Raw genomic sequence first — 26,858 nt, forward strand, 5'->3', positions numbered from 1 at the left:
GATGATCTGCTCTTCCGTAAAGCGGCTGCGCTTCATGCTCTGGTCCTCATATGGGCCAGAGCGAACTTCAATCTGGATTAAGTCCAGGGGGCAAGGTCACGAGAAACAGCTGTCGATGATCTCCAGCGGCTCGACGCTCGCCGAGGACATCCGCTACGCGCTCAATCATTGGCGGGGACTGACCCGCTTCCTCGACGACGGGCGTCTCGAGCTCGACACCAATCCGGTCGAGAACGCCATCCGGCCGATCTGCTTGACCAGAAAAAACGCACTCTTCGCAGGTCATGAGGTCGGCGCCGAAACTGGGCCTTGCTCGCATCCATCGTAGCCACCTGCAAGCTGAACGATGTCAATCCGGTCGCCTACATCGCCGAAACACTCGCGGCTATCATCGCCGGCCATCCACAAAGCAAAATCGAAGACCTCATGCCGTGGCGATTCCGCAAAACATCAAGCCAGCATTAATAGGGTTGCGGTTGAGCGCTTACGGCGAACATCGCTAAACAAAGGGGGAATGCTCGAGCCGCTCCATCGCAATAATTGGTGGCATCCGGTGCCGGCCCGTGAAGGGGAGGCATATGTCAGAGTCGGTGACCGGGAGCGCTACACGCATGACAGTGCGCCAAAGAGCACAATCATGCCACCGTGCGGGTGCAAATGTGATCTGGTTGTTGACGGACTTCACAGAGGAGAATGGAGGCACACGCCTCGTGGCCGGCTCCCATCTGCTGCCGGACGGTCCAGACAGTTCCGTGCCTTACAAGGCGCCGACCATTGCGGCGACCGGCAAGGCCGGCAGCATCGTCTTCTTTGATGGAAGGTTATGGCACGGCACGGGTCAGAACCTTACGGATGAACCGCGGATTGGACTGTTGACCTTCTACGTCGGCCCGCAACCAGGCAGAATGAGAACTCCTTTCTTGGTCTAGATCCTGCTGTTCTCGAAAAGAGCCCGGAAAGGTTGCTGGACCTGCTCGGCTATACAACTTGGTTCTACTTTGGGCAGACCGATGCGCTGTCCTCCCGCAAGCGGTTGCGTACCCGGGAGCTCTGGATCTCCGAGCTGCGTCTCAAGACTCCGTGACAGGACGAGCCACAAGTCTGCGAGATGTGTGCCTAATTGGCCGCCGGCGCCGATTGATTTGAGAGGCGCGATTGAGTTCGCGATCGCGCCGCTATCAGTCATGGGTGGCCAGAAGGGCAAAGGAGATGCGTCGCAATTCAATTCCTATCTCAAGGGTCTACGCGTCGCCAAACCTCGTCACGTTGCGTAACCGGGACTTAGGCGGTCGAGGCGGCGCTTGAGAGCCGCCCAAGGACGGGGGTTTCGGTTGTAGCCCTCGCGTTGAAACTGCTCCGCCGTGTGGTCAGCAATCTTTTCATGGGGTAGAGTGATCCTTTGTCCTCCTTGCGTAGCCGCGATCTGGACCCGGCACGATTGCTCCAAAAGGTACATGTTGAGGAAGGCCTCAGAGACGGTACGGCCAACTGTGAGCAACCCGTGGTGCTTGAGAATCATCACGTCTTTATTGCCGAGATCGCGCATGGTTCATTGGCAGCAGTCCCTTTCTTGAGCCGCCACCGCCATTCCGGCCAAAGTGTGCGTGTGAATTACGCACTGAGCATCGTCACGAGCCATGTGTACGGCGGAATGAATCGTGAAGCCCGCGTTGTTGATCTTGGCCTCGTCCTCTTTCTGAATGGCGTGCCCCTCCGGGTCGACGACAACCAGGCTAGATGCCGTGATTTCGTCGAACATCATGCCGTACAGGTTGAGCAGAAAACGGTGCGTCTTGCCAGGCAGGCGCGCTGACAAGTGCGTGGAGATCAAGTCGTCCATGCCGAAATGGGCGATCAGGCGATAGACAGCCGCTAAATCGCAGCGGATCTCCCATTCCTGGGAGGCGTCGTTGCACATGGTCCCATCTCCTCAGGCCGAGTTAGGGAATGCCGAACGATCATAGCGATGGCAAAAGCCAAATCTTCACTGATGAACACCGTTCGGCGTGGATATTCCCGCTTGTGGCAAAAGAATTCGCAGATTTCATGCGTTTTCTACCTCTGCTTCTACGCCGAAGTTGCCCTGCGGCACTGCTTGGCTCAAGATTCATGGTCGAAGCCTGCAAGCCTTTGCGCCCTCACTTCAATATGCTTGCAACCACGGACGTGAAAGGGATTGCGTGAGGTCTTGAGGAGCGAGCTATCAGGGCAAGAACTGTCGCGGCTAATGCTGTCGCCCGAGAGTATGCGTTCATCATTCCTTCTGAGATGTGCACCTAGGAAGCGGGAAGCGGTCGGGCTTTGCTCCGCCCACCCACTCAGGTCCCAAGACATAAGGCAGTCGTGACCGAGCTCGGCCGACGACCCGTCCCGCTAACATGACTATTAGCGAGATGAGCTGACGACCTGTGCCGAAACCGCAAGCGAGCGAGATCCTGATCCGCCTCGCCGCGGCCAGCATCAATGCGTTCGGATTGTTAGCTGCGCACGGGCGGCCATTCACCATGAATAGACGGGTCGCACTTGCCCCGGGGGGCCGGAAATAGCTGGTGAGACTGTCCCTGTCGGCCCGGTGAGGTCCTGTCTCGACGTTTTCAGGCGGGCACCATGAATTCGGCGATCAGGTCGCAAACATTTTGGCAGGCGTCGGTTATGCCGAATGCGTCGCCACGCCCGGCATGCAGTGCCCGCCGACCGATTGAGCGTGATCGCGGCGGCAGGAGTATCATAGGCGTCACCTCGGCACCGGCCTTCTTAATAGCGGAGGCTCGGGCGCAAATTGGCACGCTGTCCCTGCAGGCGAGAACGATGTCAGCTCGTCGCTGCCATTGCCAGTCGGCAGAGGTCCGTGATGCTGTAGACTGGGAGCTTCGCAATGCGGCGGATCGCCGGGGCGACAATCGGAAAGGCCGCGCATTCAAACAGGATGGTTGCGATCTCCGGATGCTTTGAGCGGAGACGCGCGATGCAGCTGGCAACATCTGCTTCGATTGCGCCAACATCCAGGGGCGGCGCCGGACGTTTCAACTCGTCATGCCAGAACTTACCCCCTTCGATGCCGCCGATTACGATCCTAGCTCGCTCAGACCGATCATCGATCCCAAGCAGATCTTCGCTGCAATAAGTCGAGTCATAGGTCAGGACAGCGATCTTTGCGCGCGTCGGCAATTGTCGGAGCAATGTGGGTAAGAGCAGCAGACTTGACATGACAACCGGCACATTGACCGAAGCCGCCACTGCTGGCTGATGCCGGACTGAGAAGCCGCAGGTTGAGCTTATCGCGACCGCGCCTCGCTGGACCAGCCGCTCGGCGGCCGCGACGAAGGCTGGCTGAAGCGCCGGATCGCCACGGACGACGTTCTCTACCCAGGCTCCCGCCACGGTTTCCGAAATGGTGGGAAAGTCGAACGTCGCCGCATTCAGCATTGAGCCGGGCGCTGGAGCAGGCGGAGTAGCGCGGGGCGGTAGCCCGCGTTCGAGATGCAATATGCCAAGAGGGCGTGGTGCCGAGTGCGAGGTCATACCTAAAGCCTAACGGAATCTAGAGCAGAATTCTCCCAAGAGAGGCCCGCGTATAGCCGAAATTCTGCGTTTCCTGGAACGAGCCGGTGTTCGATCTGGAATGGATCTACAGGCGACCCAGAATCCAGATCTCGCCCGGTGGTTCATTCGATTGGCTTTGGCGATGTCTTGGAACGGCTGACAACCGCCTACGAAGCTGAAGTGCGCGCCAACTTCTGCTCCAGCCAGGCGAAAATGTCCTCGTCGCAAGCCGCAAAATTCTCGAACTCACCGTCTGAAATCGGTGCCAGTCGCGACATCAAGAGCTTGAGATCGACCCGCGCCGTTGCGCAGTCGGATTCTAATTTGATGCCTTCAGGGACGCTGACGATGCTGTGTCCACCTGCAACTACGAGAATCGGGCATTTCAATCGTCGCGCCAATCGCGAGCGATGTGCTGAAGCTAAGTGATCATCCAGCACGTGAGAGGTTCCCGTCATCCACGAGATGGATGCCTGAGTACGAGCCCATTTCCATAAGCCGCCGTCGCAAACAGCGGCAGCAATGCGGCGGTCAGCTAGCGCGAAATCGGTAGCTAAGGCGGCCGACAGCCCGTCACCGTAGATCCCAATTCGAGACGCATCGACTTCCTGCCGAGCAGACAAATAGTCCAAGCAACAAGACAGAATTTCTGATTGTTCATGCTGACTAGCCGAAACGTCGTCGTAAGCGACAACGAGAGCCGCCATGCCTCGGCTTGCTATCACAGGCAGTAGTCGTCCGAGCAGCGTCGCTCCCGTTTCGTCTTCCCTGCTCATGCAAATAACTGCTGGAGCGCGTAGGCCAGGTCCCCCGGCGGACACGTAGTAGGCAGGAAGCTTGCGCTCATCCCAGGACGCGATTTCGACCCGCCGCACCCTCTGCTCTAGAGATCCGAAATTGCCGATGCCAGCTTCCAGTTTGGCCAAAACTTCTCTCGCTTGTGGATCGTTCTCGTCGACCAGTCGCCTGGCAACTTCGAATGCGGTTAGTGCGCAAGCCTCTGCCGCCGCGTCGAGAGCGCCCCGTTCGACATTCAGGTCTCCGAACAGGCAGTGAGCATCTCCAATGTTCGTCCACCTTGCGACGAAGTGCCGCCGGCTGGTCGCCTCGTAGTTTCCAGAGAAACTATCTAGGAATAGCGCCGCACTTCGCCTTGTGGACTCAAGGTTGTCCGTCACTTCAGGCCAAGCAACGCACAGCATCGGTTTCGCCCTTTGTGCGGATCATCGTTACTTGCTCGGGATTGCCCCACACAACCTCAAGCAATGGAGAGTCCTGAAACCGGCCAATCAACGTTGACTGGCAGCCTTCACCTTCCGCTTTTGTCGACTCTCGATTCTAACGCTAGTCAAAGCTCACGCGCCCCGATCTGTGGGCATGCGCCGCTGAAATTCTGCTTTGTTTCTGTTAAATGCGCAGTTTTTCTGATTGCGTGGCCGATGCGCACGCAGAAGCGTCGGTCAATTTTACGCAAGACGCGATCTGAAGCCACGCATTCCTGCAGATAATACGCGCTGTAATGTGTTCTTCTTGGCGAGCCATGCCCGGATCATTAAAAGCGCTGCATCGATCAGAGGCCCAACTACAATAGCCCCAGATTTAGCTTTTGATGTGCCAGCCGGCTGTTCTTGGCAATCGAGGTTAGTCGCTTATTGAGGTAGTCCAAAGACTCTTCGTCCAGACCGGCAAGGATCGTGGAGTTGAGCGCCTGTCTCTTGTCTGACAGCTTCGCTATTTCCGTTCGAGCCTTTTGAGTTAACGATATCTGCAGGAATCTCGCATCATCGGGCGATACTGCGCGTGCCAGAAGCTCCATCTGTTCGAGCTTCTTCGTCTGATTTGTTACGAAGGCGGGATGGATCCGAAGCTTGTTTGCGACCGCAATTCCGGAGATGCCGCGACCATCATCGAGTTCATCAATGGCCATAAGGATTAGCCATTGTGGTTCGGTTATTCCTAGCATTTCCGCCCAGCTCTTGTGGATTTCCTCCAGCTGAGAGTGGATCTCAACGATGTTCCAGATCAGATCCCTAACGGCTCGATCGAATTGTTCTTTTTTAGCCATATTAGCTTTCGCAGTTGTTCTTGTCGCGAGGGGGACGGACATCGCGAACGACTCAGGGTGATGCGGTTAGCCAATCCTATCCATCGCAAGTTGCCCGAAACAGCACTTAGAACATAGGCACCAAGCAAGTTAGAAATTGACTAAGACAATTAATTGCGTATATGGTTTGCATGATCGTTTAGGATCTCAACCAGCGGTCGCTGCTCTAAATCTCCAAATGGAGCCCCCGAGATGCCCCCTCGGGGGTTCTTTGTTTGCGTCAACGGCGGAAGTTTCCTCTTTCTGTACTGACGGGGTGCATGTTGCTCGACCGCAACATCCCTACTTCAATCGGATGGCACCTTCAATTAATTAATTGCAACAATGGACTTCAAAAACTAAGAATGGCTTCGACAGCGAGGGGGTCCTCGAAGTCGTTCCGTCGGCACCTTCCTTGGGGCGAGGTGGCAGAGCGGATCTTTGAAGGACGGAAACGCGGTTTCCAACTTGGAGGGTCATCGATGAAAGTAATGAAGAGTATTATCCTTGGGTCTGCGGCAATGTTCGTGGGGGCTGGAGCGCAGGCTGCCGATCTCCCCGTCAAGGCCAAGGCTATCGAGTACGTAAAGATCTGCTCGCTGTACGGCGCCGGCTTTTATTACATTCCCGGCACTGACACGTGCATCAAGCTCGGCGGGTATCTGCGCGCGGATACCATGCTGGCCACCAACGCAGACTTCGATGCTGCGAGCAGTGGTGTGGCTGGCGCGCGGAACCGGCTCAGCAACTACTACACGACCCGGGCTCGCCAGCAGCTAAATTTTGATACGCGCACGGCCACCGAGTATGGCGTCGTTCGGACCTACTCCGAGCTGGTCTATACGTGGACCTCTGGTACCTATAGTGGAGCTGGGACGAACGGCGTGAATGGAGCGACCAGCTATACGTCGTCAGCCGGTTCTCAGATCGCTGGTGGTTCGCTTGGCATCTACTACGCTTTCATTCAGTTCGCCGGGTTCACATTCGGCAGGGCGGAGTCGCAATTCAGGACCCCTTGGGCCGAATATCCGGCTAATAACTTTGAGCTGCCCGGCAGCGGTGGTTGGGATCCTGTGAACCAAGTTACGTATACCGCCGATTTTGGTCAGGGTATCACGGCCTCATTCTCTGCTCAGGATCAGGTCCAAAATTACACGACCAACGTTTGGAACGTCAGTGGCGCGACCGCTTCTGGCCTCGCCGCGGGTGCGTACGGCGCCAACGACATCGGCGGTTCGCGGGCTCCGGACCTGGTTGCGCGGGTTCGCGTTGATCAGGCTTGGGGTCTCTTCCAGGCCTCGTTCGCCGCGCATGATAATCATGCTGCGTATTACGGGGCGTCTGAGCTCACGGGCCATCCTAGCGACAAGTGGGGTTGGGCTGGACAGCTGGCGTTGTCGATCAAGAACCTTCCGACCGGCGCGGGTGACACGATCAATTTGACGGGCGTGTACACCAACGGTGCGAGCCGGTACAACTTCCAGGATTATATGTCGACCACCTACGCGATGTATGGTGGTACGAGTGTGCCTGGTGCGTACCAGAGCTTGGGCATTGCTGGTGTATCTGACTCCGTCTTCGTCACTGGTGCCGGCCAGGAGTTGACCACGACCTATGGCTTCAATGGCGGCTACACCCACAACTGGGATCCGTACTGGAATACTGGCATCTTCGGTGCATGGGCTGCTGTGCGATACAACAATACGGCCAAGGGCTATATCTGCGGCGCGCTCGTCGCGAATCTCGCGCTATCGAGTGGCGCAGCCGGCTGTAACCCGGACTTTAACTATGCGGTTGTCGGTACGCTCACACGCTGGTCGCCCGTCAAGGGCCTTACCTTCTCAGGCGAGCTCGCTTACATGATGCTCGACCAGAAGTACGCAAGCGGAAGCACGGTGACCCTTCCGCTTCAGTCGGGTGTCGCGAAGCCGGCTGCGGTGTATGAGCTGAAGGATCAGAACAGCTTGGTGCTGCTGCTCCGCGCTCAGCGCAATTTCTAAGTCGTTACTATAGCGAAAGGAGCAAAGAACAGGCTCTAACCGACCTCCAAGAAGGCCTCTGGCATGCCCGCCGGAGGCCTTTCTCGTTAGAAGACGACTTCCGTCCGTCCGGCTCAGTTGATCAGCTTCGACAACCCGTTCACTCTCGGCACTAACGACATACTCCCGGACGCGAGCTGCATAGAAGAAGCACATTCGTTGTGGGCGCGTGAACGCGCGGTCGAACTTGGGTTAATTTTCGATCTCCAAAGATCCGCCAATGGCGCCATCGGGGGCCATCATGCCCACCTATCACGCGAGGGCTTCCGGCGGGGAGGGTGCGCACGCCGAAAACTCTATCCGAACGAAGGCTCAAGCGCCCTGCTTCGATGCGGTAAATCAGAATGAAGGAAGGAAGCAACCTAACATCCAGACCGGCTTTGCCCCAAACTGGCCGGCTTCCGGCGTGACGGCCCGCGCCACCTGATCACAAACGCAGAATTTCGACGGGTATATCTCTTATTTAGAGGAATTCAGCTTTGCCACGTTCTCTATAGTGCTGCGATTAAGATCTTTTAGGTCTTGGAGGACACGTGCGGCGGGCGTCGCCTAACGTTTGAGTGGACTCGAGAAGTCCGCTTACCAGATGAAGTGGTGCCGCGATCATTCAAGGCTCGCGTGCGGGCTCTGCTCAAAAGACTGAGACAGCCAAGAAATCAAGGAGCTAAGACAATGACCATCAGCAAAGGACCTCAGGTGTTTCCGCGCACGGAGTACTTGCGAAGGCTCGCTGCTGTAAAAGCAGAAATGGTCAAGCGGGAGGTCGACGCCCTCGTCGTCACCTTCGACCGAAGCATCAATTACCTGACCGGCTACACCGCGCGATCGGCCTATGTCCCGCAAGCCCTTGTGATATCGGTCCACGAAGAGGAGCCGACCCTCATCCTGCGTCTTATGGATGTGCCAGCGGGCATTCATCTGACGTTTCTGGAGCGGAACAAGATAATTGGCTATCCCGAATCGCTCGTGGGCAATCCCGAGAAGGATGGTTACGACGCGATCATCGATTTTCTTCAAGAAGCGAAGCTGACGAATCGCGCCGTCGGACTCGAAATGGGGCAGCTTCCAGCGCGAGCGGCGGAAAACTTCAAGAAGCGACTGCCGGGTGCGAGATTCGTGGACTGCACGCACCTCGTCACATGGATTCGTGTCATCAAGTCCGATCTCGAGATAGCTCTGATGAAAGAGGCCGCCACGATTGCCGATGCGGGTATGATGCGTGCGGCCGAAGTCATTCGTCCCGGCGTGCATGAAGCTGACGCCGTCGCTGAGATCCTTTCGACGTTGGCGCGCGGCGCAAATGGCAAGCACGGAACGGGGATTGCGAATATCTTCATGTGCTCCTCACCGCGCACCGGAACAAGCCACATTATCTGGAGCGACGACATCTTCCGCCAGGGTTCACAAATCAATCTGGAGCTCGGCGGCGTGCGCCACACCTATACGGCCGCGGTTATGCGCACGTTCTCGATTGGCAAGCCTTCCGACCGGCTGCGTCGCCTACATGATGCTGAGGTCGCCGGCTTGGAGGCTGCGCTGGATAAAGTCCGACCGGGGGCAACCTGCAGCGACGTCGCCGAAGCATTCAACCGTACGATTGGGAAGTTGGGCTTTCAGAAAGAATCACGCTGTGGCTACGGCATCGGTATCGATTGGAACGAGGCGGTCACGAGCCTTAAGGAAGGAGACATGACGGTTCTGAAACCCAACATGACCTTCCATCTGATGCTGGGCAACTGGATCGATGAGGATTTCGGCTATGTTCTCAGCGAGACATTCCGGGTTGCGGAATCGGGAGCTGACGTCTTGACGCGGGTGCCGCGCCAGATCTTCGAAATTTAACTCGACTGCGGGCTCTTCCGATCAGGAGCCCGCCTGCCGCGCGGAAGGCCGCTTCTCCTTGACAACGTTCCTCGGGATGTTGCGATCATAATCGCGGAACGCTTGCGCCTCACAGCTTCCAGTTGGCGGCCGCCCCTCTGCCCCTGCTTCAGAGCACTCACGAGATCCGCTGATGATTCTTTCTGATGCGGGCTGTGGTTTATGGGGGCAGGGGACCTCAATCGATTCGGTCTCACCATTCTGTCAATCACCCCATCGGGATAGTCGCGACCTGTGCTGCGATGCGGCTTCGCGCTGACGAAGCTGATCGCACGCAAGCTCGATGCGAGCCCATCGCCTCGAATACTGACCTAGACTGCCAAGCCTGGTCGCACCGCACTCCCTTTCTTCCTGCAGATCTTCTGCATCTTCCGCCCGATTTTCGCAGCTATTCCGCTGCAGCCCTCATCTAAATTTTCTCTCTGGAGCGGAGAAAAAAACAGAGATGGGAGCGGCGATGCGAGTTTCTTCGACGGCGCAAATCAACCGTGATCAATTGAAATCGGTGCAGGGTCAAATCGCCTTTGCTCGACGCTCGCCGAGCGAGAAAGCTCCAGCAATCGTCGTGCCGGGCTCCAACGGGCCCTTGGTAAGCTATGATGTCGCCATACGCGACGCGCGTCCGATTGTGGACGAACTTTCGCTCAACACGGAAGGCTTCACTCTCGTTCAGCACAAGATCTCCTGTGCGAGCGAGCGTGATCCAGAGGTCATGCGCGACAGGTATCTCGATGAAATGGTCACGTTCATCAAGGACTATTTCAAGGCGTCGTGGGTCGTACCCAAGCGAGACGCCGTTATCATTCGCTCTGCTGGCGGGAGCTCTGTTCCGCCGGCAGAGAAGGGAACCGGTCTCGTCAGGCCGTATGTAGCCAGCTTTGCTCATATCCATTATGCGCCGATCGCAGGCCCAGTGATGGCCGCGCGGGAAGACCAACTCTGGGGCAATCCGATCCGGGCTTATTCACGATTGATGATCATTCAAGCTTGGCACGCCATCTCGGAGCCTCCACAGGATTTCCCGCTGGCGTTCTGCGATGGCAACTCGGTTGTGGATACGGACCTAGTCGATACCGTTTACGAGAATTATGACGTCAAGCATAAGACATGGCTTGTCCATTACAGCCCTGTTCACCGCTGGTACTACTTCCCGGAAATGACTTCGGATGAGTTCGCTCTTTTCAAGGGGTATGATTCCGAAGACGATCACAATCCGAGATCGGCTCATGCGGCGTTCGACAATCGTCGTGCTTACCCGAATGCGAACCCCCGCAGGAGTGTCGAGGCTCGCTTCTTCGTCTACTACGACTGATGCATTGAGGGCGGCTTCTTGTAATCGAAATCATTACACAATTTGCTAAGGCGACTTGCGGCAGTCCAGATGGAGGGGAGGCGTTCCTTAGATGAGCACGGTTCTGATCACGGGCGCGAATCGGGGCATCGGCCTTGCGCTTGCGCGGCAATACGCGACCGAGGGTGCCGAGGTGTTGGCCTGCTGCCGCGACCCAGCAAAGGCTGACGATCTCAAGGAGCTCGCCGCGTCGTCTGGTGGTCGCGTGCGGATCATCCCGCTGGACGTCGCTGACGAGTCCTCGATCGAGTCCCTTAAGCGTACCTTGGGCGATAAGCCAATCGACATTCTCATCAACAATGCCGGAATTAGCGGCCTATCGGCTGACCGGATCGAGGTCGAGGGCTACATGGCGACGATGCGCGTCAATGCCCTGGCACCCATGCTGATCGCGCAGACCCTGTACGACAATTTGCAACACAGCACCCAAAAGAAGCTGGTGGCAATCACCAGCATTATGGGCTCGACCAGCAGCGCTGCCGGCGGCAAGTATGCTTATAGGGCCTCGAAGGCGGCACTCAACAATGGCATGCGTGGCCTGTCGCGCGCCTGGGCTCGAGATGGGATCCTGGTGGCGCTGCTAAATCCTGGTTATGTGCAAACAGAAATGGTCAAGGGACAGGTTGCTTTCATATCGGCTGTCGAGTGCGCACGCGGCCTCATCGCTCGGATCGCGGAGCTCACGCCAGCGACCAGTGGCGTATTTCAGGATTACCGCGGCGTGAAGATTCGCTGGTGACGCCTTCCTTCAGGCCAAGCGAAGACGCGCAACCTGGTCGACTGATAATGATTTTTGTTTGCACCGCAAAAGATCGGCGCTCGGAACTGTCAGTCTTGCAGGCCCCTCAGAACATGATGGCGCACACGCGTTCTCTTCCTGCATCATAGCACATTGTCGGATTGCAAGTGCGGTCAATTAGCGGACACTGACGGCAGTAGTTGCGATCCCATCGACCACGGCAGCGACATCTCCCTTCTGGGGGCTGCGCGTATCCCCGCCAAACGGCTACACTGATGTGCGGAAAGGTTTTTCTCTCGCTGGCGCTTCAAATGAAGAGGATGGTGTGCGCGATTCCTTCAGTGGCCATTTTTGATGGGACGCGGCGGCAATTTGCTTAAGATTCGGTATCGCGCCTAGGCAGTCTGTTGAAAAAGCGCCTGGTGGAGGGCCTGCGACTCCTCAACATGCGCGCTCTCATTGAGTCGGATTTGATTGAGAAGGTCCGGGGCCGCTTCATTTTGCTGTGTCGGGGAAATGCCTTAGATCACATCTCCTCCAGGACGAAGCTCGATTGCGGAACGACAAAGCCGCGGGTTCACGCGGCTTTGTCGTGATTGGTGCAGCCTGTCTGCGACTGGGCAGCATCTGGAATGCCACGATCCAGCTTTTGGCCGCTCTTGCAGTCCCGGAAGCCGCTGAGAATTCGAACATGATCCGGATAAAACTATGCTTTCATGAGCTAGCAGGGTTCAGGATCAAGTTCGGCCGAAGCTAAAGTGTCAGACCGCCATCTATGACGATAGTCTGTCCTGTGATCATAGGCGCTGCAAAGCCCAAATAAACGATTGTTTCGGCGATATCCTCGGGAACGCATCTGCGCCGCAGCGGAGTTCGCTCGATGGAGCTTTGCCTTTGCGCTTCCGTCCACTCGATCTGCCAGGTACTATCAACCGCGCCCGGAGCCACCGCGTTAATCCGAATCTCTGGCGCGAGACCTTGAGCAAGATGGCGCGTGATCGCAATGATACCGGCCTTGCTTGCCGCATAGGCCAAACTAGATCCTCTCGACGTCAAAGCTGACACTGAGGCCAAGTTTACGACCGCGCCTTTCGATTGCCGCAAGGACGGTGTAGCCGCGCGCGTGCATCGGAAAAGCCCGATGAGGTTCGTGTCCAGCACCGCCGACCACAGCTCGTCAGTAATGAGGTCGAGATCGGAAGACGAAATGGACTTCCGTGCTCCCGGCGTGCCAGCATTGTTAACGAGAAGGTCTAGCCCCCCCATTTTGTCAACGGCGACGTTTACGAGTTCTGCCTCTTTCCCATCACCTATGGCGCCAGGAACGCCGAATACGCCGTGGCCGTCCGCGCGGAGCTTGCTGACCTCCTCAGGCCCTCTTGGATCATCGGGAAGGTGATTCAGCGCAACGGTGCACCCTGCCTCTGCCAGCCGCTTCAAAGTCGCCAAGCCGATGCCTGACGCTGCACCGGTGACGAGCGCTCTTTTTCCCGATAGTTCGTAACGGATCATGATCTCTCCTTCATTGCTTCTGGCAAAGCGAGCTCGGTGGCGCGCCAAGGGGCCCGCCAAGGGAAATGAACTCGCATTGACATGCTTTTTATATCATATAAAAAGCTCGTGCAACGCGAGATGCCTCGCGCCGATACGGTGCCGCTGATTCAGGCGAGATGCCGATCCTGAGCCGTTTACAGCGCTAAACTACAAACGAGATGGGAAGATGAGCAATTTAAAGTTGTCAAAGGTGGATTCCGCCGTCGCATCGGCCCGCCGCATGACTGGAGGGCGCTTCATTGCCGAAACCATCAAGGCGAAAGGTATCTCTCACGTCTTCTTCATGGATGCCGTTCTGCGGTGGGCACTCACCGAGATGGAAGATCTCGGTATCAAGCGGATTCTCGGGCACTCCGAAAAGGGAATCGCATACATGGCGGACGGCTATGCGCGCGCATTGCGTCGCCCGGCCGTCTGCATGGCGCAGTCCGTCGGCGCCGCCAATCTTGCCGCGGCTCTCCAGGAGTCCTGGTTTGCCTACTCGCCCGTTGTCGCGCTGACGGGTCGCCACGCGGCCAACTACCAATACCGAAACGCGTATCAGGAACTTCCACACGAGCCGCTTTACGCCTCCGTCACGAAGTTCAGAGGTCGAGTGGACGAGGTCGCGCAATTGCCCCATCTCCTGCGTCAAGCATTCAGAGAGGCGACCACCGGTGCCTCCCGCCCTGTCCATCTCGATATCACCGGCTATACGGGCGACATCGTTGGCGCCGCCGAATTCACAGCTAGCATCTTTCCCGAAGAAACCTTCGCAAAGGTACCGGCTTTCCGTCTCTCTCCGGATCCCGAATCGCTCAGTCGTGCTGCGGCCGCGATCGCGGCTTCGGAGCGCCCTGCGATCCTTGCAGGCGCCGGCTTAATGATGTCGGGAGCCGAAGGGGCGCTGAAGGCGTTCGTCGAGCACCACGGAATTCCAGTGGTGATGTCCCTTGACGCAAAGCACGCCCTTCCGGAGTTTCATCCGCAAAATGGAGGAGTGGCCGGGACCTACTCGCGGAGCTGCGCAAACAAGATCCTGCACGATGCGGATCTTGTCATGTTCGTCGGCAGCGATACTGGCGACATGATCACGAACCACTGGAAGCTGCCGAGGCCAGAGACGCAAATCGTACAGATCGACATTGATCCAGCGGAGCTTGGTCGTAACTTTCCCGAAGCGATTGGTGTACACGGTGACCCGAAAGCGGTTCTCGAACGCCTTGACTCGGAACTGCCATTCCGTGCGCGAGCAAGTTGGCAGCGAAAGGTTGCTGATTACGTCGCCGAATGGCGGGCCGAAGCGGATATCGCGCGATCGTCCGACGCGATGCCGATCAGGCCGGAGCGTCTGTGCCGGGAGATCTCGGATTGGCTTCCGAAAAACGCAATGCTGGTGGCCGATACCGGGTACGCATCGCACTGGAGCGGGACGCTTGTCTATCTCACCGATCCGGCTCAGGGGTACCTGCGAGCCGCCGGCTCCTTGGGATGGGCCTTTCCCGCGTCGCTCGGCGCCCAGTGCGCTATGCCAGATCGCCCCGTCGTCTGCTTAACCGGCGATGGCGGCTTTATGTATCATCTTCCCGAGCTGGAAACGGCCAGGCGGTATGGCCTGAACGTGATCACGATCGTGAACAACAATCGTTGCCTTGGACAGGGTAGAAGAAACATCGACATTGCCTACGAAGGCAGGAAGGGCAATAAAGAGGAGATCTTTGCCTATCGAGACACGGATTTCGCTCAAATCGCGCGCGATTTCGACTGCTTCGGTGTGCGTGTCGAGAAGCCCGGTGACTTAGCCAAAGCATTTGACGATGCGCGCCGGTCCGGTAAGCCCGCGGTTATTGACGTGGTGACGGAGTTTGAGGCGCTCGCTCCCTTGCCTTGGACCCCGCCGTCCGGAAGCTAGGCCGGCGTGGCACCGTTCAGACATATGTTAAGGGGGCCCGTGCGGCCCCTTTACGCTTTTGTAGCGCATCCCGGCCGTGGTACAGGGTCCCGCCCACAGGAGCAGGCCCACCACGAGTCGCGCGGCGCCGAGACAGGAACGAATAGAACATGAGAAAGGCGGGATATCGAGACGCAGAATCCTCTGCTTCCTCATCCACCTTACTCATGCCAACCGAGATCGATCGGCTGCGCGTGGGGCGTGACAACTTACACGCGAGAGCATATTTGATGCTTCGGAAAGCTCTGATGGCCGGCCGGTTCCGGCCGGGTCAGCGGCTTCTACTGAAGCCATTGGCCGAAGAACTTGGAGTCAGTGTCACGCCTGTGAGGGAGGCGCTTCTCCGGTTGGCTTCCGAGCACGGCCTTGTTCCACATCAGTCGCGCACGATGATGGTTCCTGTCTTGAGCGTGGCCCGGTTCAGGGAAATTCGCGACATTCGAATAGAGTTGGAAGGACGCGCGGCGGAAGCTGCGGCGAACAACATCTCGTCGCACGATGTCTTCGCGTTGGAGAAGATGCATGAGCAACTGATGCTCGCAAGACGGCAGCGCGATGTGCAGACCGTGCTCGCAATCAACGAAGAATTTCATTTCAGGATCTACAGATCATCAGATTTGCCTGTAGTTTGCGGACTGATCGAAAGCTTGTGGGTTCAGATCGGCCCGCTCCTCACGCTGCACGATTTCAGTCAATCTGCAACCGCGAAGGATCATCCTCACCGGTCGATATTGGCGAGCTTGGCGGCAAGAGATGGTGCAGGCGCACGCCTTGCTCTCGCAAACGACATACTCTGGGCAAGCAGATACCTCGAGAAAGCCGTCGTCAGGCTGAATCAGCCCGCTGAAGACAAGAGTAAGGAGCGAAGTTCGACTTCAACCGTTGGCGCAAACTGACGGCAAGCTCCATCAACCAGGCCACTATTCGAGCGCACTTCGGCCGGGACGTGAACAAGCGGGCGCGTGAATAATGCTCAGAGAGCTATCGTTCTGGATCTGGCCGCGCGCTGCCCGCATCGTGCTCATTTTCAAACGCATGTTTGCGATGACTGAAAGACCGCTTCCTTGAGTTGCGCGTTTCGTCAGGGACGCTCATGATGTGCAATAAAAATTTGTAGGTGCAGTTCATGTCTGCTCTTGCGGGACCGGCCACCCGTGCACGTCAATCCCTAAAGCCCATCATTCCTGACAAAAATCTCGCGCGGGTCATCGGAATTGCTGGCGGTGACGCCAAATGCAAGTTCGTGACCAAGCAATTGGGCTTCCACGCCTGCGTCTCCCACCTTTCGCCCACCCTGTCAGCGGATCTCGCCGCCGTTTGCCAAGCCGGCGTCGATGTCTACTTTGAGAATGTGGGCGAGCAAGGTGTTCGAAGCGGTGCTTCCGCTGTTCAATCAGGCCGTGCGGATAATCATCTGTGGCCTCATCGCGCACTATGGCGATGTGGACGGAGGCGGCGACAGGCGCGCAGCGCTGATGAAACCGGCGAACCGATCTTCAAGGCGCGGGAGTGGGGGTGAGAAACCTCTCGGTCAGCGAGTTCGCAGCAGAGCAAGATGAGATGTTGGCCTATGTCGCGACCCTGGTGAATGCGGGTAAGATCAAGTACCGCGAGGACATCTGCCACAGATTGGAGACCATCCCAGCCGCTTTCAGCGAAATAGTTATGTGCGTCAAGTTCAGCAAAATTGATCATGGGGTCCGGCCGAGCCATCCCTTTGGTGGGCCTGAGCATCGTCAGGCCGCCTGACGCAGCGTCTCCTTCTTGTGCTCCTTCAAGAGATCCATGTTCAGATAGCGATGGTCCTCGAGCCAGGCCTCGTGGCGCTCGACGGTCAGCGCCCGCACCGGGCGGAGACAGCTCTCGCCACTGGGGAAGATGCGCACCACATAGGTCCGCCGTCTGATCTCCTCATTGAGGCGCTCCAACATGTTGGTAACCGGTATGAGGTGTCTCGGTGCCAACGTTCCGCTGCGGTATTCTACATCGTATCGTATGGTGCGACCATCGGGACAGAGGGCACCGGGAGCACGATGTGCGGACAGGCCGATGTACTCGATGAGCCGAGAGCTCGAGTTAGTAGCTGGCCGCCTCTGCGACTCGCCCGGTTGCGCTGAGAGCGCGAATTCGTGTCGCCCGCAGCTCCCGTCATGTGTGTCTGACAGGAGGTGCGAATGCGACGGGTAATTGGCATGGATGTCCACCGAACCTTCGGGGAGGTGGTATTTTGGGAGAACGGCAGGCTACGGCATGCGGGCCGCATCGATATGACGCGGACTGCGCTGGAGGGATTTGGCAAGACGCTGCTGGCCAGTGATGAGGTTGTGCTCGAAGCGACTGGCAACAGCATGGCGGTCTCGCGAGTGCTGGCGCCATTCGTGGCGCGGGTGATTATCGCCAATCCCTTGCAGGTGAAGGCGATCGCCCAGGCTCACGTCAAGACCGACAAGATCGACGCTGGCACGCTCGCCAGTCTGAAGGCGGCGGGATACCTGCCGGAGATCTGGACTCCTGACGCGGAGACCGAACGCAAGCGCAGACTGGTGGCGCGGCGATACCAAATCGTGCGGCACCGCACGCGGCTCAAGAACGAGGTGAATTCGATCCTGCATGCGCATCTGATCCCAAAGTGCCCGCATGCCGATCTGTTCAACACTCGCGGCGGAGCGTGGTTGGCTGCTCAACAGCTTCCAGACTATGAGCAAGCAGCCATCGAATCGACACGTCCGTGAGCTTGATCGGCTGGCGGAAGACTTAGCCCTGCTCGACCGCGAGATCGCGCAGGATGCACTCGAGGATTCTGCGGTCAACAGATTGATGACGATCACCGGCGTGAATCTGGCGGTTGCCGCCGGGATCGTCGCAGCGATCGGCGACATCAGCCGTTTCAACAGCCTGCAGAAGCTGGTGAGCTATTTCGGGCTGAACCCGCGGGTGCGACAGTCCGGGCTAGAGCGGCCCACCACGGCCGTATCAGCAAGATCGGCCGCAGTCATGCACGTGCCATGCTGGTTGAGGCGGCCTGGGCAGCGGCCAAGGCGCCCGGTCCACTGCATGCGTTTTTCGTCCGCATCCGCGCCCGGCGCGGCCATCAGATCGCCGCGGTCGCCGTGGCTCGCAAGCCCACTGTGCTCTGTTGGCATTTGTTGACGAAGGCGGAAGATTACCTGTGGGCGCGCCCAGCGCTGGTCGCCAACAAGACCCGCGCAACTTCAAGCCGGACATCCACAACAGAAAGGGAGCCGTCGCGGAGCAGCCTATGCCTACAACATCAAGGCGTTGCGCGACCGCGAGATGTTGATTGCCGCCCAGGCGGAGCAAAGCTACGAACGATTAGTGTCGCAATGGAAAGCGAGGCGACCAAAACCCGGCGCGCGGTCGTCTCAATCCCGCAGGACAAAATAGGCAGTCCGGTGACACTTGCAGCCGACGCGTCACGCTTTGCCACGAGGTCGCCCGCGCCCGACAACCATAATCGCGGCTGACGGGAAGATCTAGCCACGCCAGGAACGCAGCCCCGTTCCACCCCAACGTGCCGTCGTGCTCGGGCCGGTCAAGGCTGGCCGCAAACGCGGCCAGCCTTGATCGGCCCTGCGCGCGGCGGCTGCAAGAATCGGTGGCCGGGACGGAAGAATGGCCCGCAGCGCGACCGAACAAAAGAATGGACTTACGGCGATCTCCGTAATCGTCGTCTCCGCCATGAAGAAATGGCTTGTCCATCTCATCCGTCGATTTCATGTGCTTGCGGTGCGCCAGCGGCAGGCGGAAGTAGGTCAGTGTCTCCTCGATGTTCTCCTCGACCCAGCCGGTGAGCTTGGGGTACTTGCCGCTCAATTTGGCGAGCCACTGGGCCAGATCGCGCCGCACCTCGCCAAGGTCGCGCCGGTCATACATCCAGCGCAACTCGAGCAGGCAATCGTCGTCGACCTTGCGCGGCACATAGTCGAGCGCGTTGCGCAGGAAGTGGACGTAGGGGCCGTTGAAGAAGGGGGGCATGGATCCGCTCGATGCAGCAACCGGCCCATTCATGACTTCACATCAAGCCCAGCACTCGTCGCGATGCAGGACTGCGACGCGTCGAAGGGAGACGATCAAGCGCCAAAAAAGCGGAACGAGAGCGGCTGCCAGCCGCTTAAGGTTTATGGCGGCGGCCGTCAAGTAGGCCTGGATCTTCATGTTCGATAGACCACGCCGTATGGCACGCGCCAGCCCATGCCAGGTCTTGGCTTCGCCGTGGAAGCCCTCTGAACGCCAGCGATGGCGCTGATAGAGCCGGCGATCCTGCCTGCTCCATCGCTCGCGACGGCGGCCGGCGCGGAGCAGTGCAGGATAATCGTTACCCACAACAACTGCCTTGTTAACCCGCCCTTTCGATAGGCAATCACCCTTGAGCGGACACCGGGCACAACCTTTCGCCTTCGAATAAAAGAAACGGCCATGCTTGATGGGTCGCGCGGGGCGCAAGATACGTCCTCGCGGGCACTTCAAGATGTCGTGCTTGGCGTCGTACCGGAAGCGTCTTAGCGGTACGCGACTCTTGATCGGTTCGGCTTTAGCTGGGATTAGGGCATCAACGCCGCGCCGCTCGAGAGCGCCGTAGACTTTAGCGTAGGCATAGCCGGCAATCGGCGGTGACCGTTTTGATGTCGATGCCTGTGATTGCTTCAACCTCATCGACTTGCGGCTCTATCATCTCGCCTTCGTTCGTTTGTCCAGTTGTGACCGCGACAGCCAGAATGACGCCGACCTTGTCATCAACGGCCGTGTGCTGCTTGTAAGATGGCTCGAGCCGCCTGTTTCGGGCATTTGTGGCCATCGTTGCATCGGGATCGGTCGTGCAGACCTTCTTATACTTGCCGCTCTGCGGCCCTTTCTCTCAAGCTCACTTTCGTCTTCGGGTTGATTTTCGCTCAGTACGTCAACCACATGCTGCTCGGTGAGGCTGTCCCAACTCACGTGGGCGACGAATCAGCGACGCATCGATGTGGACCACCTCCGCGGTGGCGCTTTTGGCCTTCAGGCAAGCCTCGACCGTTCGCTTGAAAATCCTACGGAACCGCTCTTCGCCCCAGCGCTGGCGGATACGCGTCAAGCCTGAATGGTGCGATAGCTGCTCATGCAGGCCATAACCGGCAAACCAGCGAATAGCGATGTTGACCTGAGCCTCGCGCATCAGCTTGCGATCGTGCACGATGCCGATGAGCAGCTCGGCGAGCATCAACCGTACCGCCGCTTCGGGATCGATGCCGGGTTGGCCATCGTTCGCGCAATAACAATCCGTGACCTCTTCCCTTAGCCAAGACAGGTCGAGCACGCGATCGACCCGGGCCAGCACGTGCTCGTCTGGGACGAGTTGTTTGAGCGACCCAGTAATGAAGAGCTCCAGCTGACCCCGCTCCTTGCGCCCCAGCATCTCATTTGCTCCGCCGATCGCGAATCGCCGACGAGAACGGAATCAGTCAATTCCAACTTTTTCAACGGCCCCACATAACAGCGCTGCCAGAACACGCCGCGAGGACTTCGGCGATCGCCTTCTTCAAGCCGGGATGATCGTCGGAGACGACAAACTCGACCCCATGCAGGCTGCGGGCCTTCAGGGCTTCCAAAAACTCCTTCCAGCTCGACCGGCTCTCCCGGTTGGCGAGCTCGAGCGCGAGCACCTGGCGCCGGCCTTCCCAGTCGACGCCGATCGCAATCAGCACCGCCTGGCTCGCGATGATGCCCTCCTCGCGCACCCGCTCATAGCGCGCATACAGGATCAGATAGGGGAACGGTTCCTTGAGCTTGCGCTCGCAAAAGGCCTTCAGCGACCCATCCAGCCGCTTGTTGATGGCGCTGATCGCCGAGGCCGTGTCACCAGGCGACTGGCCGCACTTGCGGTCACCGCAAGGCTTGGCCTTGACCGGCCGAGCACGGTGGCACGCTGCATGGAACGGGACTGGCCAGACTGGAATTGCCGTCAGCTGCGATTATGGTTGTCGGGCGCGGGCGACCTCTTGGCGAAGCGTGACGCGTGGGCTGCAAGCGTCACCGGACTGCCCTATGTTGTCTTGCCGAATTGAGGGTGCGTCCACTGCGAAGCATCCTCGCCAAAATTGTCAGACGGGGCGCAACAAGCGCCCACTCCTCATCGGAAACGTCAGAAGGATAAGGGCTCGCGGGAATCGGCATCCCGCAAACTCCAAGCGTGTAAGGCGGCTGTCGATTCTTTGTCGAGGCCGAGAACGCCGAGACGACCTTCTCGCGGATCGAGTACGATGTTGAGCTCGTCGAGGTGGGAACCTCTTGTCGGTTGCCTCTGATCAGACAAACTTGCGCCTGCCAAGGGGTCTGAATTTCGTGGCTACCTACTGATGTTGGTGGTTGGGTTAGACATGAGAGTATGCGACACATTTAAGCGTTGGAGGCGTTCAACGTCCCGGTTGAGACATCTCATGCAATAAGTTCGGCACGCGGAAGATCGTCTGCAATCGCCCAGACACTGGCTCGCCAAGCCCAACGATTTTGCGCACCCGAACGTGGTTCGATCAAGGTTGATGCTTTCGCGTCTTCGGCGCGATGCTCGGTAGGTTCGTCTTTAGGCCGTTCTACGCCAATGCATGTATTGTTCGTTAGATTTTCGTAAGACACATTGCTGCGTTTGTTGGCTGCAATCCAGCTGGGGATCATGCTCTTTGTTACTAATGCCAGTTGACGGCGAACGAACGTAGTTCAGGCTAAGAGGTGCAGTATGCGGCGCGACGAAATGACGCTCGGAATGATGCTTCTTCAGGCGGGATGCCACGAAGCTGCATGGCGCGATCCGCGCGTGCCCGCCGATGGCGGAGTTGATATCGACTATTTTGCAGATCTGGCAGCGCGTGCCGAAAGTGCAGCATTTCACTTCATATTCTGCGCCGATAGCCCGAGCGTATTAGATGAGGCTCACGCTACCATAGCTCGCAGAGGTCGAAACGACGGATTCGAGCCAATGACGTTATTGTCAGCACTGTCATCGCGAACACAAAATATCGGCCTTGTTGTGACAGCGACCACGACGTACAATCAACCATATCATATCGCTCGGATGCTCGCCTCGCTTGATCAACTATCGCGGGGACGTGCAGCTTGGAATATAGTCACCTCAGGTTACAAGTTTGAAGCCGCAAATTTCGGCGAGAAAGAGTTGCCAAATCATAGCACGCGCTATGCTCGAGCGAGAGAGTTTGTCGGAGTGGTCAAGGGTCTGTGGGACTCGTGGGAAGACGACGCTTTCATTCGCGACAAGCAAAGCGGCGTTTTTGTTGATACGAAAAAGATGCATACGCTCAACCACCAAGGCAAGTGCTTTTCAGTGAGGGGCCCGATAAACACTGCAAGGCCGCCGCAAGGACATCCCGTATTGGTTCAAGCGGGTGCGTCCGATATTGGGATGACATTTGCTGCAGAAATTGGAGAGGTGATTTTCACTGCCGAGCCTTGTCTTGAGAACGGGAAGAGATATTACGCGGCCCTCAAAGAGAAGGCGCGTACATTTGGGCGGGAGGACAATCAGGTATTAGTTATGCCGGGTCTCGTCCCGATCGTCGGGCGGACCAAGCAGGAAGCGTCGGATAAGCTCGAGAGACTTCATTCCTACACGCACATCGATGTCCTAATGGGAGTCGCTGAGCGGTGGCTAGGTCTCGTCATCGACCTGCGTTCGGTGGACCTTGATTCGCTGGTGCCCGACACCTTGCCGCAGACGAATTTATTTCAGAGCCGACAGAAGCTGCTCCTAGAACTGTCCGCTCGTCGCAAGTTCACTTGGCGGCAGTTGGTGAGCCATATATGCGACAGTGCAGGACACTTGATGGTTGTTGGGACGCCTGACGAAATTGCTCAAACCATGGTGGATACGTTTGACCAACGCGCAGCCGACGGATTCAATTTATGTCTGGCGACACTTCCCGATGGACTCAAGGATTTCATTGAACTTGTTGTCCCGGAATTGCGGCGGCGAGGAAAATTGAGATCTAGTTATGCGGGACAGACTCTAAGAGAGAATCTCGGTTTAAAGCGACCACTCAATTCCTTCACGCAGCCGCGTGTGTAGATAACGCCACCGCAGGGTGCTCTCGGCTGATCTGATCGCGACAAGTACGGCTCCTCGCGTGATTGAGCTGAGCGGCATGCGGCCAACAAACCAGTGGGTTTTTCATTCACCGTGCTGGCTGGAAGAGCCCAGCATGGATGGGCAATCCTTACTCTCTGGATCTTCGCAAGCAAGTGGTGCTGCGACTGAGGGCGAGATGTCCCGCAATCAGGCGGCTAAGCAGTTCGGGGGGCGATCAGCACAACAACACTAGAACCTGTCTCAAAATTGGCGAAACAGGATTAGCAGGCAAGCGAGCTGGACGAAGCCGAGGAAGTTCCTCCGGATAGAACTCCCAACGCACCAACAGGCGCCGCCGCCACTGTATCCATGCGAAGAAGCGTTCGACCAGCCAGCGCCGGGTCTAACGACGGAGCCTGCGACCGTCCTGAGTCAGCGACCTCACCTGGTTTGAACGATGTGGGGCGAAAATCTCGGTGCCCTGTGACCGCAGCTCTTCGTCGAGTCGCGATCGCCGATCAGGCTCTCTGGTTTAGCCTCGATCATGTAGAAATCGAAGCAGAGCTGCACCAAGGGCACCTCGTGACGGTTCGCAGCATGGGTGCTCACCGAAAGCGGCAAGCCATGGCGATCCACAATCGCCATGAGTTTCAGACCGTTGCCACGTCTCGTGGGGCCGATCTCTGCGCCGCCGCCTTTGGCCATCGCAGGTTGCGTCGATGAAACACTCTTCATCGAGCGCGCCTTTATCGCGAAGTTCGTTGGCGATAAGGGGGCTCAACCGCCTGTTGAGACAGTACGGCGTCAAGCTGCGGCAATCCTATTGTCGCATGGCCAAGGCAGCCGCGATGGTGGCGGGTCGCTACGCTCATGCCAAAAAATGCGGGTGGCAGCAGCAGCAGTTGCGTATCTTTGCGCAGCCGGCTGGGCCGGATCATCCGCGACATCCGTCGCAAGATCGACGACCAGCCAGCACTGGAAGAAGCATTCGCACTCCCGCTTGGCCGAGCTAGCTAGATCCGCTCACAGCAGCAGCGCCAGCGCGGCTGGAAGCTTTGTCCCTCTGTGGTGCCCTCTGCGATGCAAGAAGGTTTTTCGGACATGCGAGCATGTGATCGAGTGCGCGCTTCTGTGAGGCCTTTGTGCGGCGTTCTGATGCCGCTGGCCGGAAATGATCTGCGGATCAAGTCCAAATCTTCCATTCGAGCTAGAAGCGCCAGGAATACAGCTGGTTCTCCCAATCCAGATCTTTCGATCATTTGCCCATGCAAGTTGTCGTCTTCTCACGCTCTCCGATGCACCGGCGTTACATTGAGGCCCGCTTCGGACTGATCGTCATGCAGCGGCCGCCAGACCTCGTAGTTCTCCTTCTTCGTCAGCATCGACGCGCGCCAACTTGTTCGCGAGTGCGACCGCCACAAGCATACGGGGCTTCCTGATAGCATGCGGGCCAACCAGGTTCCCTCGCTTGGACTTGCGTCCCAGCCAGCTCAGGCGGGACATCGCGCCAATGATCAGGAGTCTACGGATGTCTACCCAGCCGGCCTTCGATGCCCGGCCAGGCCGTTGCTTACCACCCGATGAATGTTGCCGTGGCACAAGCCCCAGCCACGCGGCAAATCCCGGCCGGATCTGAATGTCTCCATCGGCGGCGCGAAGGCCTCAATCGCCAGCGCGGTGATCGGGCCCACGCCGGGCATCGTCTGCAGGCGGTTTGCCGTCTCCGTCTCCGTGGCGAGCTCCTTGTCGCACCAGCATAGTTTGGATCCGAGCGGAGCACGTCGCGGCAGAGGTCACGCACGAGCTTCGGCAAATCACCCGGTTCCTGGTCGAGTATGTCGTGAATCTGCTTTATGCCTGGGCTTCATTGCGGAGCGATGTAGTCGTATTCATAGAGATACGCGCGCAAGGCATTCGTTGGGTTGACGGACCAACTGCTCCCGGTTTCGAAACAGAACCGCCCGGGTCTGCTGAGCCTCGGTCTTGATCTCGACAAAACGCATTTCCGGACGCTGTGCCGCGTCAACGATCGCCTCGGCGTCGGCCGCGTCATTCTTCTGACGCTTCAAGACGGCTTGACGTAACGCGGCGAGATCAATTTCACGTCGTGTCCCAGCTTGATCATCTGCCGAGCCCAAAAATGGGCCCAGCCGCGAGTCTCCATCATCACCACGCTCGGCAGGCTTTTCAGCCATGAATTCGTGGAATTGAGCCCGCGACAGCTTCTTGCGTCGACGCACCATGGAGCTGGAAAACATGTTTTGCCAGATCCAGGTGTAGTGCATCGGGAAGGGCAAGGCCGCCGCGCCCTACGAGTTCGGCGTGAAGGCCTCCATTCTCACCAAGAACCGCCCGGCCCCGGTGGCCTGTTCGTCCTGCACGCTAGCGCAATGCCCGGCAAGCCATACGACGGTCACACCTTGCGAGGCGTCATCGATCGTACTGAGACACTCACCGGCTGTCCTATTGAGCAGGCCTATGTCGACAAGGGGTACCGCGGCCACACCGCGCAAAGTCACCGCGTCTTCATCTCCGGCCAGAAGCGCGGCGTCTTCGGTGTCATCAAACGCGAGCTGCGCCGCCGCTCCGCCATCGAGCCCATCATCGGACACATGAAGGCCGAAGGTCACCTCGGCCGCCGCTACCTCAAAGACCGCGCCGGCGACGCCGCCAACGTCATCCTCTCAGCCGTCGGCCACAACTTGCGCCGTATCCTTGCGTGGCTCAGGGAATTATTGCGCCTGTTCCTCTAGATTTCTATGGCGAACGCTCGCTTGCCAGGCCCAGCTCAATCCGGCTTGTTAACGGACGACTAGTTAACGATCAGCCAGACCCCGAGCCTGCTTGAATCGTCTGCGATTGGAGATCGTTCCACCCGACTGATGGCACGCGCGCAATCTCTTGCCGAACGGCTAGCCGAACTCCACCACGTCCCGCAGTTCATTGCCAGCTCCCCGCCGGCGACATCGCCTTCCAGAAAAAAATCGCCGTCTATGCCATCCTGCTCCGCTGCCGCCGAGACGCTAGCAACCGTCGCGGACGACCCCAAGCACCTCGGCGGCAGCTCCGCGTGACTGCCGTCCTCCATACCTGCTGCCAGACCCTGCAACACCACCCGCATGTCCACTGGGTCGTGGTGGACCTTCGCCGGATGGCACACGCTGGGTCGCTTACCGGCCCGGCTTCCTTCCAGTGCACGCTCCCTCTCGGCTGTTGCGCCGCCTGCTTCTGAAAGGACTGCAGGCAGGAATGGAATTGGCGCGATTGCCATGCGCCCTTTGCGTCCTCAACTCTATCTGATCTGGTAGCTGCCGCAGCGATTTAGCCGGTGGTTTAGTTTAGTCCCACGAATTCACATAGTGCTTAGCTCGTGTGATCGCCAGAGGGGATGCTTGATCATACAAAACCTCGCATGCTCTAGCTCCGGCAAAGACTTTCGTCCTTGCGAAGCGCCACATTGCTGGAAATTCGGCTACGGAATCCCGTAGTGTCCGCTACAACCTCCGGTGGCTATGAAAAGGTGTGCGACTGGAGTTCATGCGTTCTACCTTATCATCTGGAGATGTATGACATGAAGAAAAGGCTAGGAATGAGAGGGAAGATCGAGGAGATCATCTACGTTCGACTCGAGGCTGGCGAAGACTTCGTTCACGCCCTTTGGGAC

The 26,858-nt window shown here is 58.1% G+C and carries 17 protein-coding genes and 11 pseudogenes; 15 read left to right on the forward strand and 13 right to left on the reverse strand.

What is annotated here, in order from left to right; translation table 11 throughout:
- Positions 1–109 precede the first annotated feature (109 nt).
- A pseudogene (locus IVA78_RS26875) lies at positions 110–465 on the forward strand (transposase); the annotation flags it as partial.
- A gap of 796 nt (positions 466–1,261) precedes the next feature.
- Here IVA78_RS26875 and IVA78_RS26880 read toward each other — a convergent pair.
- A pseudogene (locus tag IVA78_RS26880) lies at positions 1,262–1,918 on the reverse strand (class II aldolase/adducin family protein).
- 29 nt (positions 1,919–1,947) lie between these two features.
- Here IVA78_RS26880 and IVA78_RS26885 point away from each other — a divergent pair.
- Positions 1,948–2,184 carry a hypothetical protein gene (locus IVA78_RS26885; RefSeq protein ID WP_247468683.1) on the forward strand — a complete coding sequence of 79 codons (237 nt, stop codon included), beginning with the start codon at positions 1,948–1,950 and terminating at the stop codon, positions 2,182–2,184.
- Between the two features lie 627 nt (positions 2,185–2,811).
- Here the strand turns inward: IVA78_RS26885 and IVA78_RS26890 are convergent.
- The 3 genes from IVA78_RS26890 to IVA78_RS26900 all read right to left on the reverse strand — a co-directional run bounded on the left by IVA78_RS26890 (position 2,812) and on the right by IVA78_RS26900 (position 5,608).
- The gene (locus tag IVA78_RS26890) at positions 2,812–3,426 is read right to left on the reverse strand and encodes a hypothetical protein (protein ID WP_346275316.1); all 615 of its coding nucleotides are present in this window, start codon (positions 3,424–3,426) and stop codon (positions 2,812–2,814) included.
- Between the two features lie 284 nt (positions 3,427–3,710).
- Positions 3,711–4,745 (reverse strand): hypothetical protein, encoded by a 1,035-nt coding sequence (locus IVA78_RS26895; protein ID WP_247468687.1) that lies wholly within the window; start codon positions 4,743–4,745, stop codon positions 3,711–3,713.
- A 380-nt stretch (positions 4,746–5,125) separates the two neighbouring features.
- Positions 5,126–5,608: a MarR family transcriptional regulator gene (locus tag IVA78_RS26900; RefSeq protein WP_247468689.1), complete on the reverse strand. Its 483-nt coding sequence runs from the start codon at positions 5,606–5,608 to the stop codon at positions 5,126–5,128.
- Between the two features lie 500 nt (positions 5,609–6,108).
- Between IVA78_RS26900 and IVA78_RS26905 the strand changes: the two genes are divergently transcribed.
- The 4 genes from IVA78_RS26905 to IVA78_RS26920 all read left to right on the forward strand — a co-directional run bounded on the left by IVA78_RS26905 (position 6,109) and on the right by IVA78_RS26920 (position 11,636).
- On the forward strand, positions 6,109–7,626 hold the full coding sequence (locus IVA78_RS26905) for a porin (protein WP_247468692.1): 1,518 nt from the start codon (positions 6,109–6,111) through the stop codon (positions 7,624–7,626).
- A gap of 711 nt (positions 7,627–8,337) precedes the next feature.
- The gene (locus tag IVA78_RS26910; RefSeq protein WP_247468693.1) at positions 8,338–9,507 is read left to right on the forward strand and encodes a Xaa-Pro peptidase family protein; all 1,170 of its coding nucleotides are present in this window, start codon (positions 8,338–8,340) and stop codon (positions 9,505–9,507) included.
- Between the two features lie 484 nt (positions 9,508–9,991).
- Complete coding sequence (locus IVA78_RS26915; protein WP_247468695.1) at positions 9,992–10,858, forward strand: CmcJ/NvfI family oxidoreductase; 867 nt, start codon at positions 9,992–9,994, stop codon at positions 10,856–10,858.
- 91 nt (positions 10,859–10,949) lie between these two features.
- Positions 10,950–11,636, forward strand: coding sequence for an SDR family oxidoreductase (locus tag IVA78_RS26920; protein WP_247468697.1), 687 nt, complete (start codon positions 10,950–10,952; stop codon positions 11,634–11,636).
- 753 nt (positions 11,637–12,389) lie between these two features.
- Here IVA78_RS26920 and IVA78_RS26925 read toward each other — a convergent pair.
- Positions 12,390–13,148 carry an SDR family oxidoreductase gene (locus tag IVA78_RS26925; RefSeq protein WP_247468699.1) on the reverse strand — a complete coding sequence of 253 codons (759 nt, stop codon included), beginning with the start codon at positions 13,146–13,148 and terminating at the stop codon, positions 12,390–12,392.
- A gap of 208 nt (positions 13,149–13,356) precedes the next feature.
- Here IVA78_RS26925 and IVA78_RS26930 point away from each other — a divergent pair, with 208 nt between their 5' ends.
- The 4 genes from IVA78_RS26930 (at position 13,357) to IVA78_RS26945 (ending at position 16,869) form a co-directional block, all read left to right on the forward strand.
- Positions 13,357–15,081, forward strand: coding sequence for a thiamine pyrophosphate-binding protein (locus tag IVA78_RS26930; RefSeq protein WP_247468700.1), 1,725 nt, complete (start codon positions 13,357–13,359; stop codon positions 15,079–15,081).
- Between the two features lie 206 nt (positions 15,082–15,287).
- Positions 15,288–16,016 carry a GntR family transcriptional regulator gene (locus tag IVA78_RS26935; RefSeq protein ID WP_256468142.1) on the forward strand — a complete coding sequence of 243 codons (729 nt, stop codon included), beginning with the start codon at positions 15,288–15,290 and terminating at the stop codon, positions 16,014–16,016.
- Positions 16,017–16,246: 230 nt separating this feature from the next.
- Positions 16,247–16,639 carry a hypothetical protein gene (locus tag IVA78_RS26940; RefSeq protein ID WP_247468702.1) on the forward strand — a complete coding sequence of 131 codons (393 nt, stop codon included), beginning with the start codon at positions 16,247–16,249 and terminating at the stop codon, positions 16,637–16,639.
- Entirely contained in the window at positions 16,636–16,869 is a 234-nt protein-coding gene (locus tag IVA78_RS26945; protein WP_247468703.1) for a hypothetical protein, read from the forward strand. Before IVA78_RS26940 ends, IVA78_RS26945 begins: the two co-directional genes overlap by 4 nt.
- On the opposite strand, the pseudogene IVA78_RS26950 reads toward IVA78_RS26945, so the two are convergent.
- Positions 16,857–17,075 (reverse strand): annotated as a pseudogene (locus IVA78_RS26950) (transposase); the annotation flags it as partial. The gene IVA78_RS26945 and the pseudogene IVA78_RS26950 overlap by 13 nt on opposite strands.
- Before the next feature lie 237 nt (positions 17,076–17,312).
- Between IVA78_RS26950 and IVA78_RS26955 the strand changes: the two are divergent.
- A pseudogene (locus tag IVA78_RS26955) lies at positions 17,313–18,525 on the forward strand (IS110 family transposase).
- 306 nt (positions 18,526–18,831) lie between these two features.
- On the opposite strand, the pseudogene IVA78_RS26960 reads toward IVA78_RS26955, so the two are convergent.
- The 3 pseudogenes from IVA78_RS26960 to IVA78_RS26970 form a co-directional block, all read right to left on the reverse strand.
- Positions 18,832–19,092, reverse strand: a pseudogene (locus IVA78_RS26960) (transposase); the annotation flags it as partial.
- Between the two features lie 114 nt (positions 19,093–19,206).
- Positions 19,207–20,533, reverse strand: a pseudogene (locus IVA78_RS26965) (IS1182 family transposase); the annotation flags it as partial.
- A gap of 59 nt (positions 20,534–20,592) precedes the next feature.
- Positions 20,593–20,972 (reverse strand): annotated as a pseudogene (locus tag IVA78_RS26970) (transposase); the annotation flags it as partial.
- Positions 20,973–21,850: 878 nt separating this feature from the next.
- On the opposite strand from IVA78_RS26970, the gene IVA78_RS26975 reads away from it, so the two are divergent.
- A complete protein-coding gene (locus IVA78_RS26975) occupies positions 21,851–23,194 on the forward strand; it encodes an LLM class flavin-dependent oxidoreductase (protein WP_247468704.1) in 1,344 nt (447 codons plus the stop codon).
- Between the two features lie 579 nt (positions 23,195–23,773).
- Here IVA78_RS26975 and IVA78_RS26980 read toward each other — a convergent pair.
- Positions 23,774–23,896 (reverse strand): annotated as a pseudogene (locus IVA78_RS26980) (DDE transposase); the annotation flags it as partial.
- Between the two features lie 62 nt (positions 23,897–23,958).
- Between IVA78_RS26980 and IVA78_RS26985 the strand changes: the two are divergent.
- Positions 23,959–24,208 (forward strand): annotated as a pseudogene (locus IVA78_RS26985) (IS5/IS1182 family transposase); the annotation flags it as partial.
- A gap of 321 nt (positions 24,209–24,529) precedes the next feature.
- Here the strand turns inward: IVA78_RS26985 and IVA78_RS26990 are convergent.
- The 3 genes from IVA78_RS26990 to IVA78_RS27000 all read right to left on the reverse strand — a co-directional run bounded on the left by IVA78_RS26990 (position 24,530) and on the right by IVA78_RS27000 (position 25,491).
- Positions 24,530–24,793, reverse strand: coding sequence for a transposase (locus IVA78_RS26990; RefSeq protein ID WP_247468705.1), 264 nt, complete (start codon positions 24,791–24,793; stop codon positions 24,530–24,532).
- The gene (locus IVA78_RS26995) at positions 24,727–24,894 is read right to left on the reverse strand and encodes a hypothetical protein (protein ID WP_247468706.1); all 168 of its coding nucleotides are present in this window, start codon (positions 24,892–24,894) and stop codon (positions 24,727–24,729) included. The genes IVA78_RS26990 and IVA78_RS26995 overlap by 67 nt, the downstream gene beginning before the upstream one ends.
- Before the next feature lie 189 nt (positions 24,895–25,083).
- A complete protein-coding gene (locus IVA78_RS27000; RefSeq protein WP_247468707.1) occupies positions 25,084–25,491 on the reverse strand; it encodes a hypothetical protein in 408 nt (135 codons plus the stop codon).
- On the opposite strand from IVA78_RS27000, the pseudogene IVA78_RS27005 reads away from it, so the two are divergent.
- Together IVA78_RS27005 and IVA78_RS27010 are read left to right on the forward strand one after the other, a co-directional pair.
- A pseudogene (locus IVA78_RS27005) lies at positions 25,424–25,999 on the forward strand (IS5/IS1182 family transposase); the annotation flags it as partial. The gene IVA78_RS27000 and the pseudogene IVA78_RS27005 sit on opposite strands and share 68 nt — an antisense overlap.
- Positions 26,000–26,159: 160 nt before the next feature.
- Positions 26,160–26,425 (forward strand): annotated as a pseudogene (locus IVA78_RS27010) (transposase); the annotation flags it as partial.
- Positions 26,426–26,858 lie beyond the last annotated feature (433 nt).

Source organism: Bradyrhizobium sp. 137, from assembly GCF_023074095.1.
Taxonomy (GTDB): Bacteria; Pseudomonadota; Alphaproteobacteria; order Rhizobiales; family Xanthobacteraceae; genus Bradyrhizobium.

Excerpts from the sequence above, each read along its gene's own strand:
- IVA78_RS26885 (WP_247468683.1), top strand. The coding sequence starts at position 1,948 with ATGCCGAACGATCATAGCGATGGCAAAAGCCAAATCTTCACTGATGAA.
- IVA78_RS26890 (WP_346275316.1), bottom strand. The coding sequence starts at position 3,426 with ATGCTGAATGCGGCGACGTTCGACTTTCCCACCATTTCGGAAACCGTG.
- IVA78_RS26895 (WP_247468687.1), bottom strand. The coding sequence starts at position 4,745 with ATGCTGTGCGTTGCTTGGCCTGAAGTGACGGACAACCTTGAGTCCACA.
- IVA78_RS26900 (WP_247468689.1), bottom strand. The coding sequence starts at position 5,608 with ATGGCTAAAAAAGAACAATTCGATCGAGCCGTTAGGGATCTGATCTGG.
- IVA78_RS26905 (WP_247468692.1), top strand. The coding sequence starts at position 6,109 with ATGAAAGTAATGAAGAGTATTATCCTTGGGTCTGCGGCAATGTTCGTG.
- IVA78_RS26910 (WP_247468693.1), top strand. The coding sequence starts at position 8,338 with ATGACCATCAGCAAAGGACCTCAGGTGTTTCCGCGCACGGAGTACTTG.
- IVA78_RS26915 (WP_247468695.1), top strand. The coding sequence starts at position 9,992 with ATGGGAGCGGCGATGCGAGTTTCTTCGACGGCGCAAATCAACCGTGAT.
- IVA78_RS26920 (WP_247468697.1), top strand. The coding sequence starts at position 10,950 with ATGAGCACGGTTCTGATCACGGGCGCGAATCGGGGCATCGGCCTTGCG.
- IVA78_RS26925 (WP_247468699.1), bottom strand. The coding sequence starts at position 13,148 with ATGATCCGTTACGAACTATCGGGAAAAAGAGCGCTCGTCACCGGTGCA.
- IVA78_RS26930 (WP_247468700.1), top strand. The coding sequence starts at position 13,357 with ATGAGCAATTTAAAGTTGTCAAAGGTGGATTCCGCCGTCGCATCGGCC.
- IVA78_RS26935 (WP_256468142.1), top strand. The coding sequence starts at position 15,288 with ATGCCAACCGAGATCGATCGGCTGCGCGTGGGGCGTGACAACTTACAC.
- IVA78_RS26940 (WP_247468702.1), top strand. The coding sequence starts at position 16,247 with ATGTCTGCTCTTGCGGGACCGGCCACCCGTGCACGTCAATCCCTAAAG.
- IVA78_RS26975 (WP_247468704.1), top strand. The coding sequence starts at position 21,851 with ATGCGGCGCGACGAAATGACGCTCGGAATGATGCTTCTTCAGGCGGGA.
- IVA78_RS26995 (WP_247468706.1), bottom strand. The coding sequence starts at position 24,894 with ATGCCCGGCGTGGGCCCGATCACCGCGCTGGCGATTGAGGCCTTCGCG.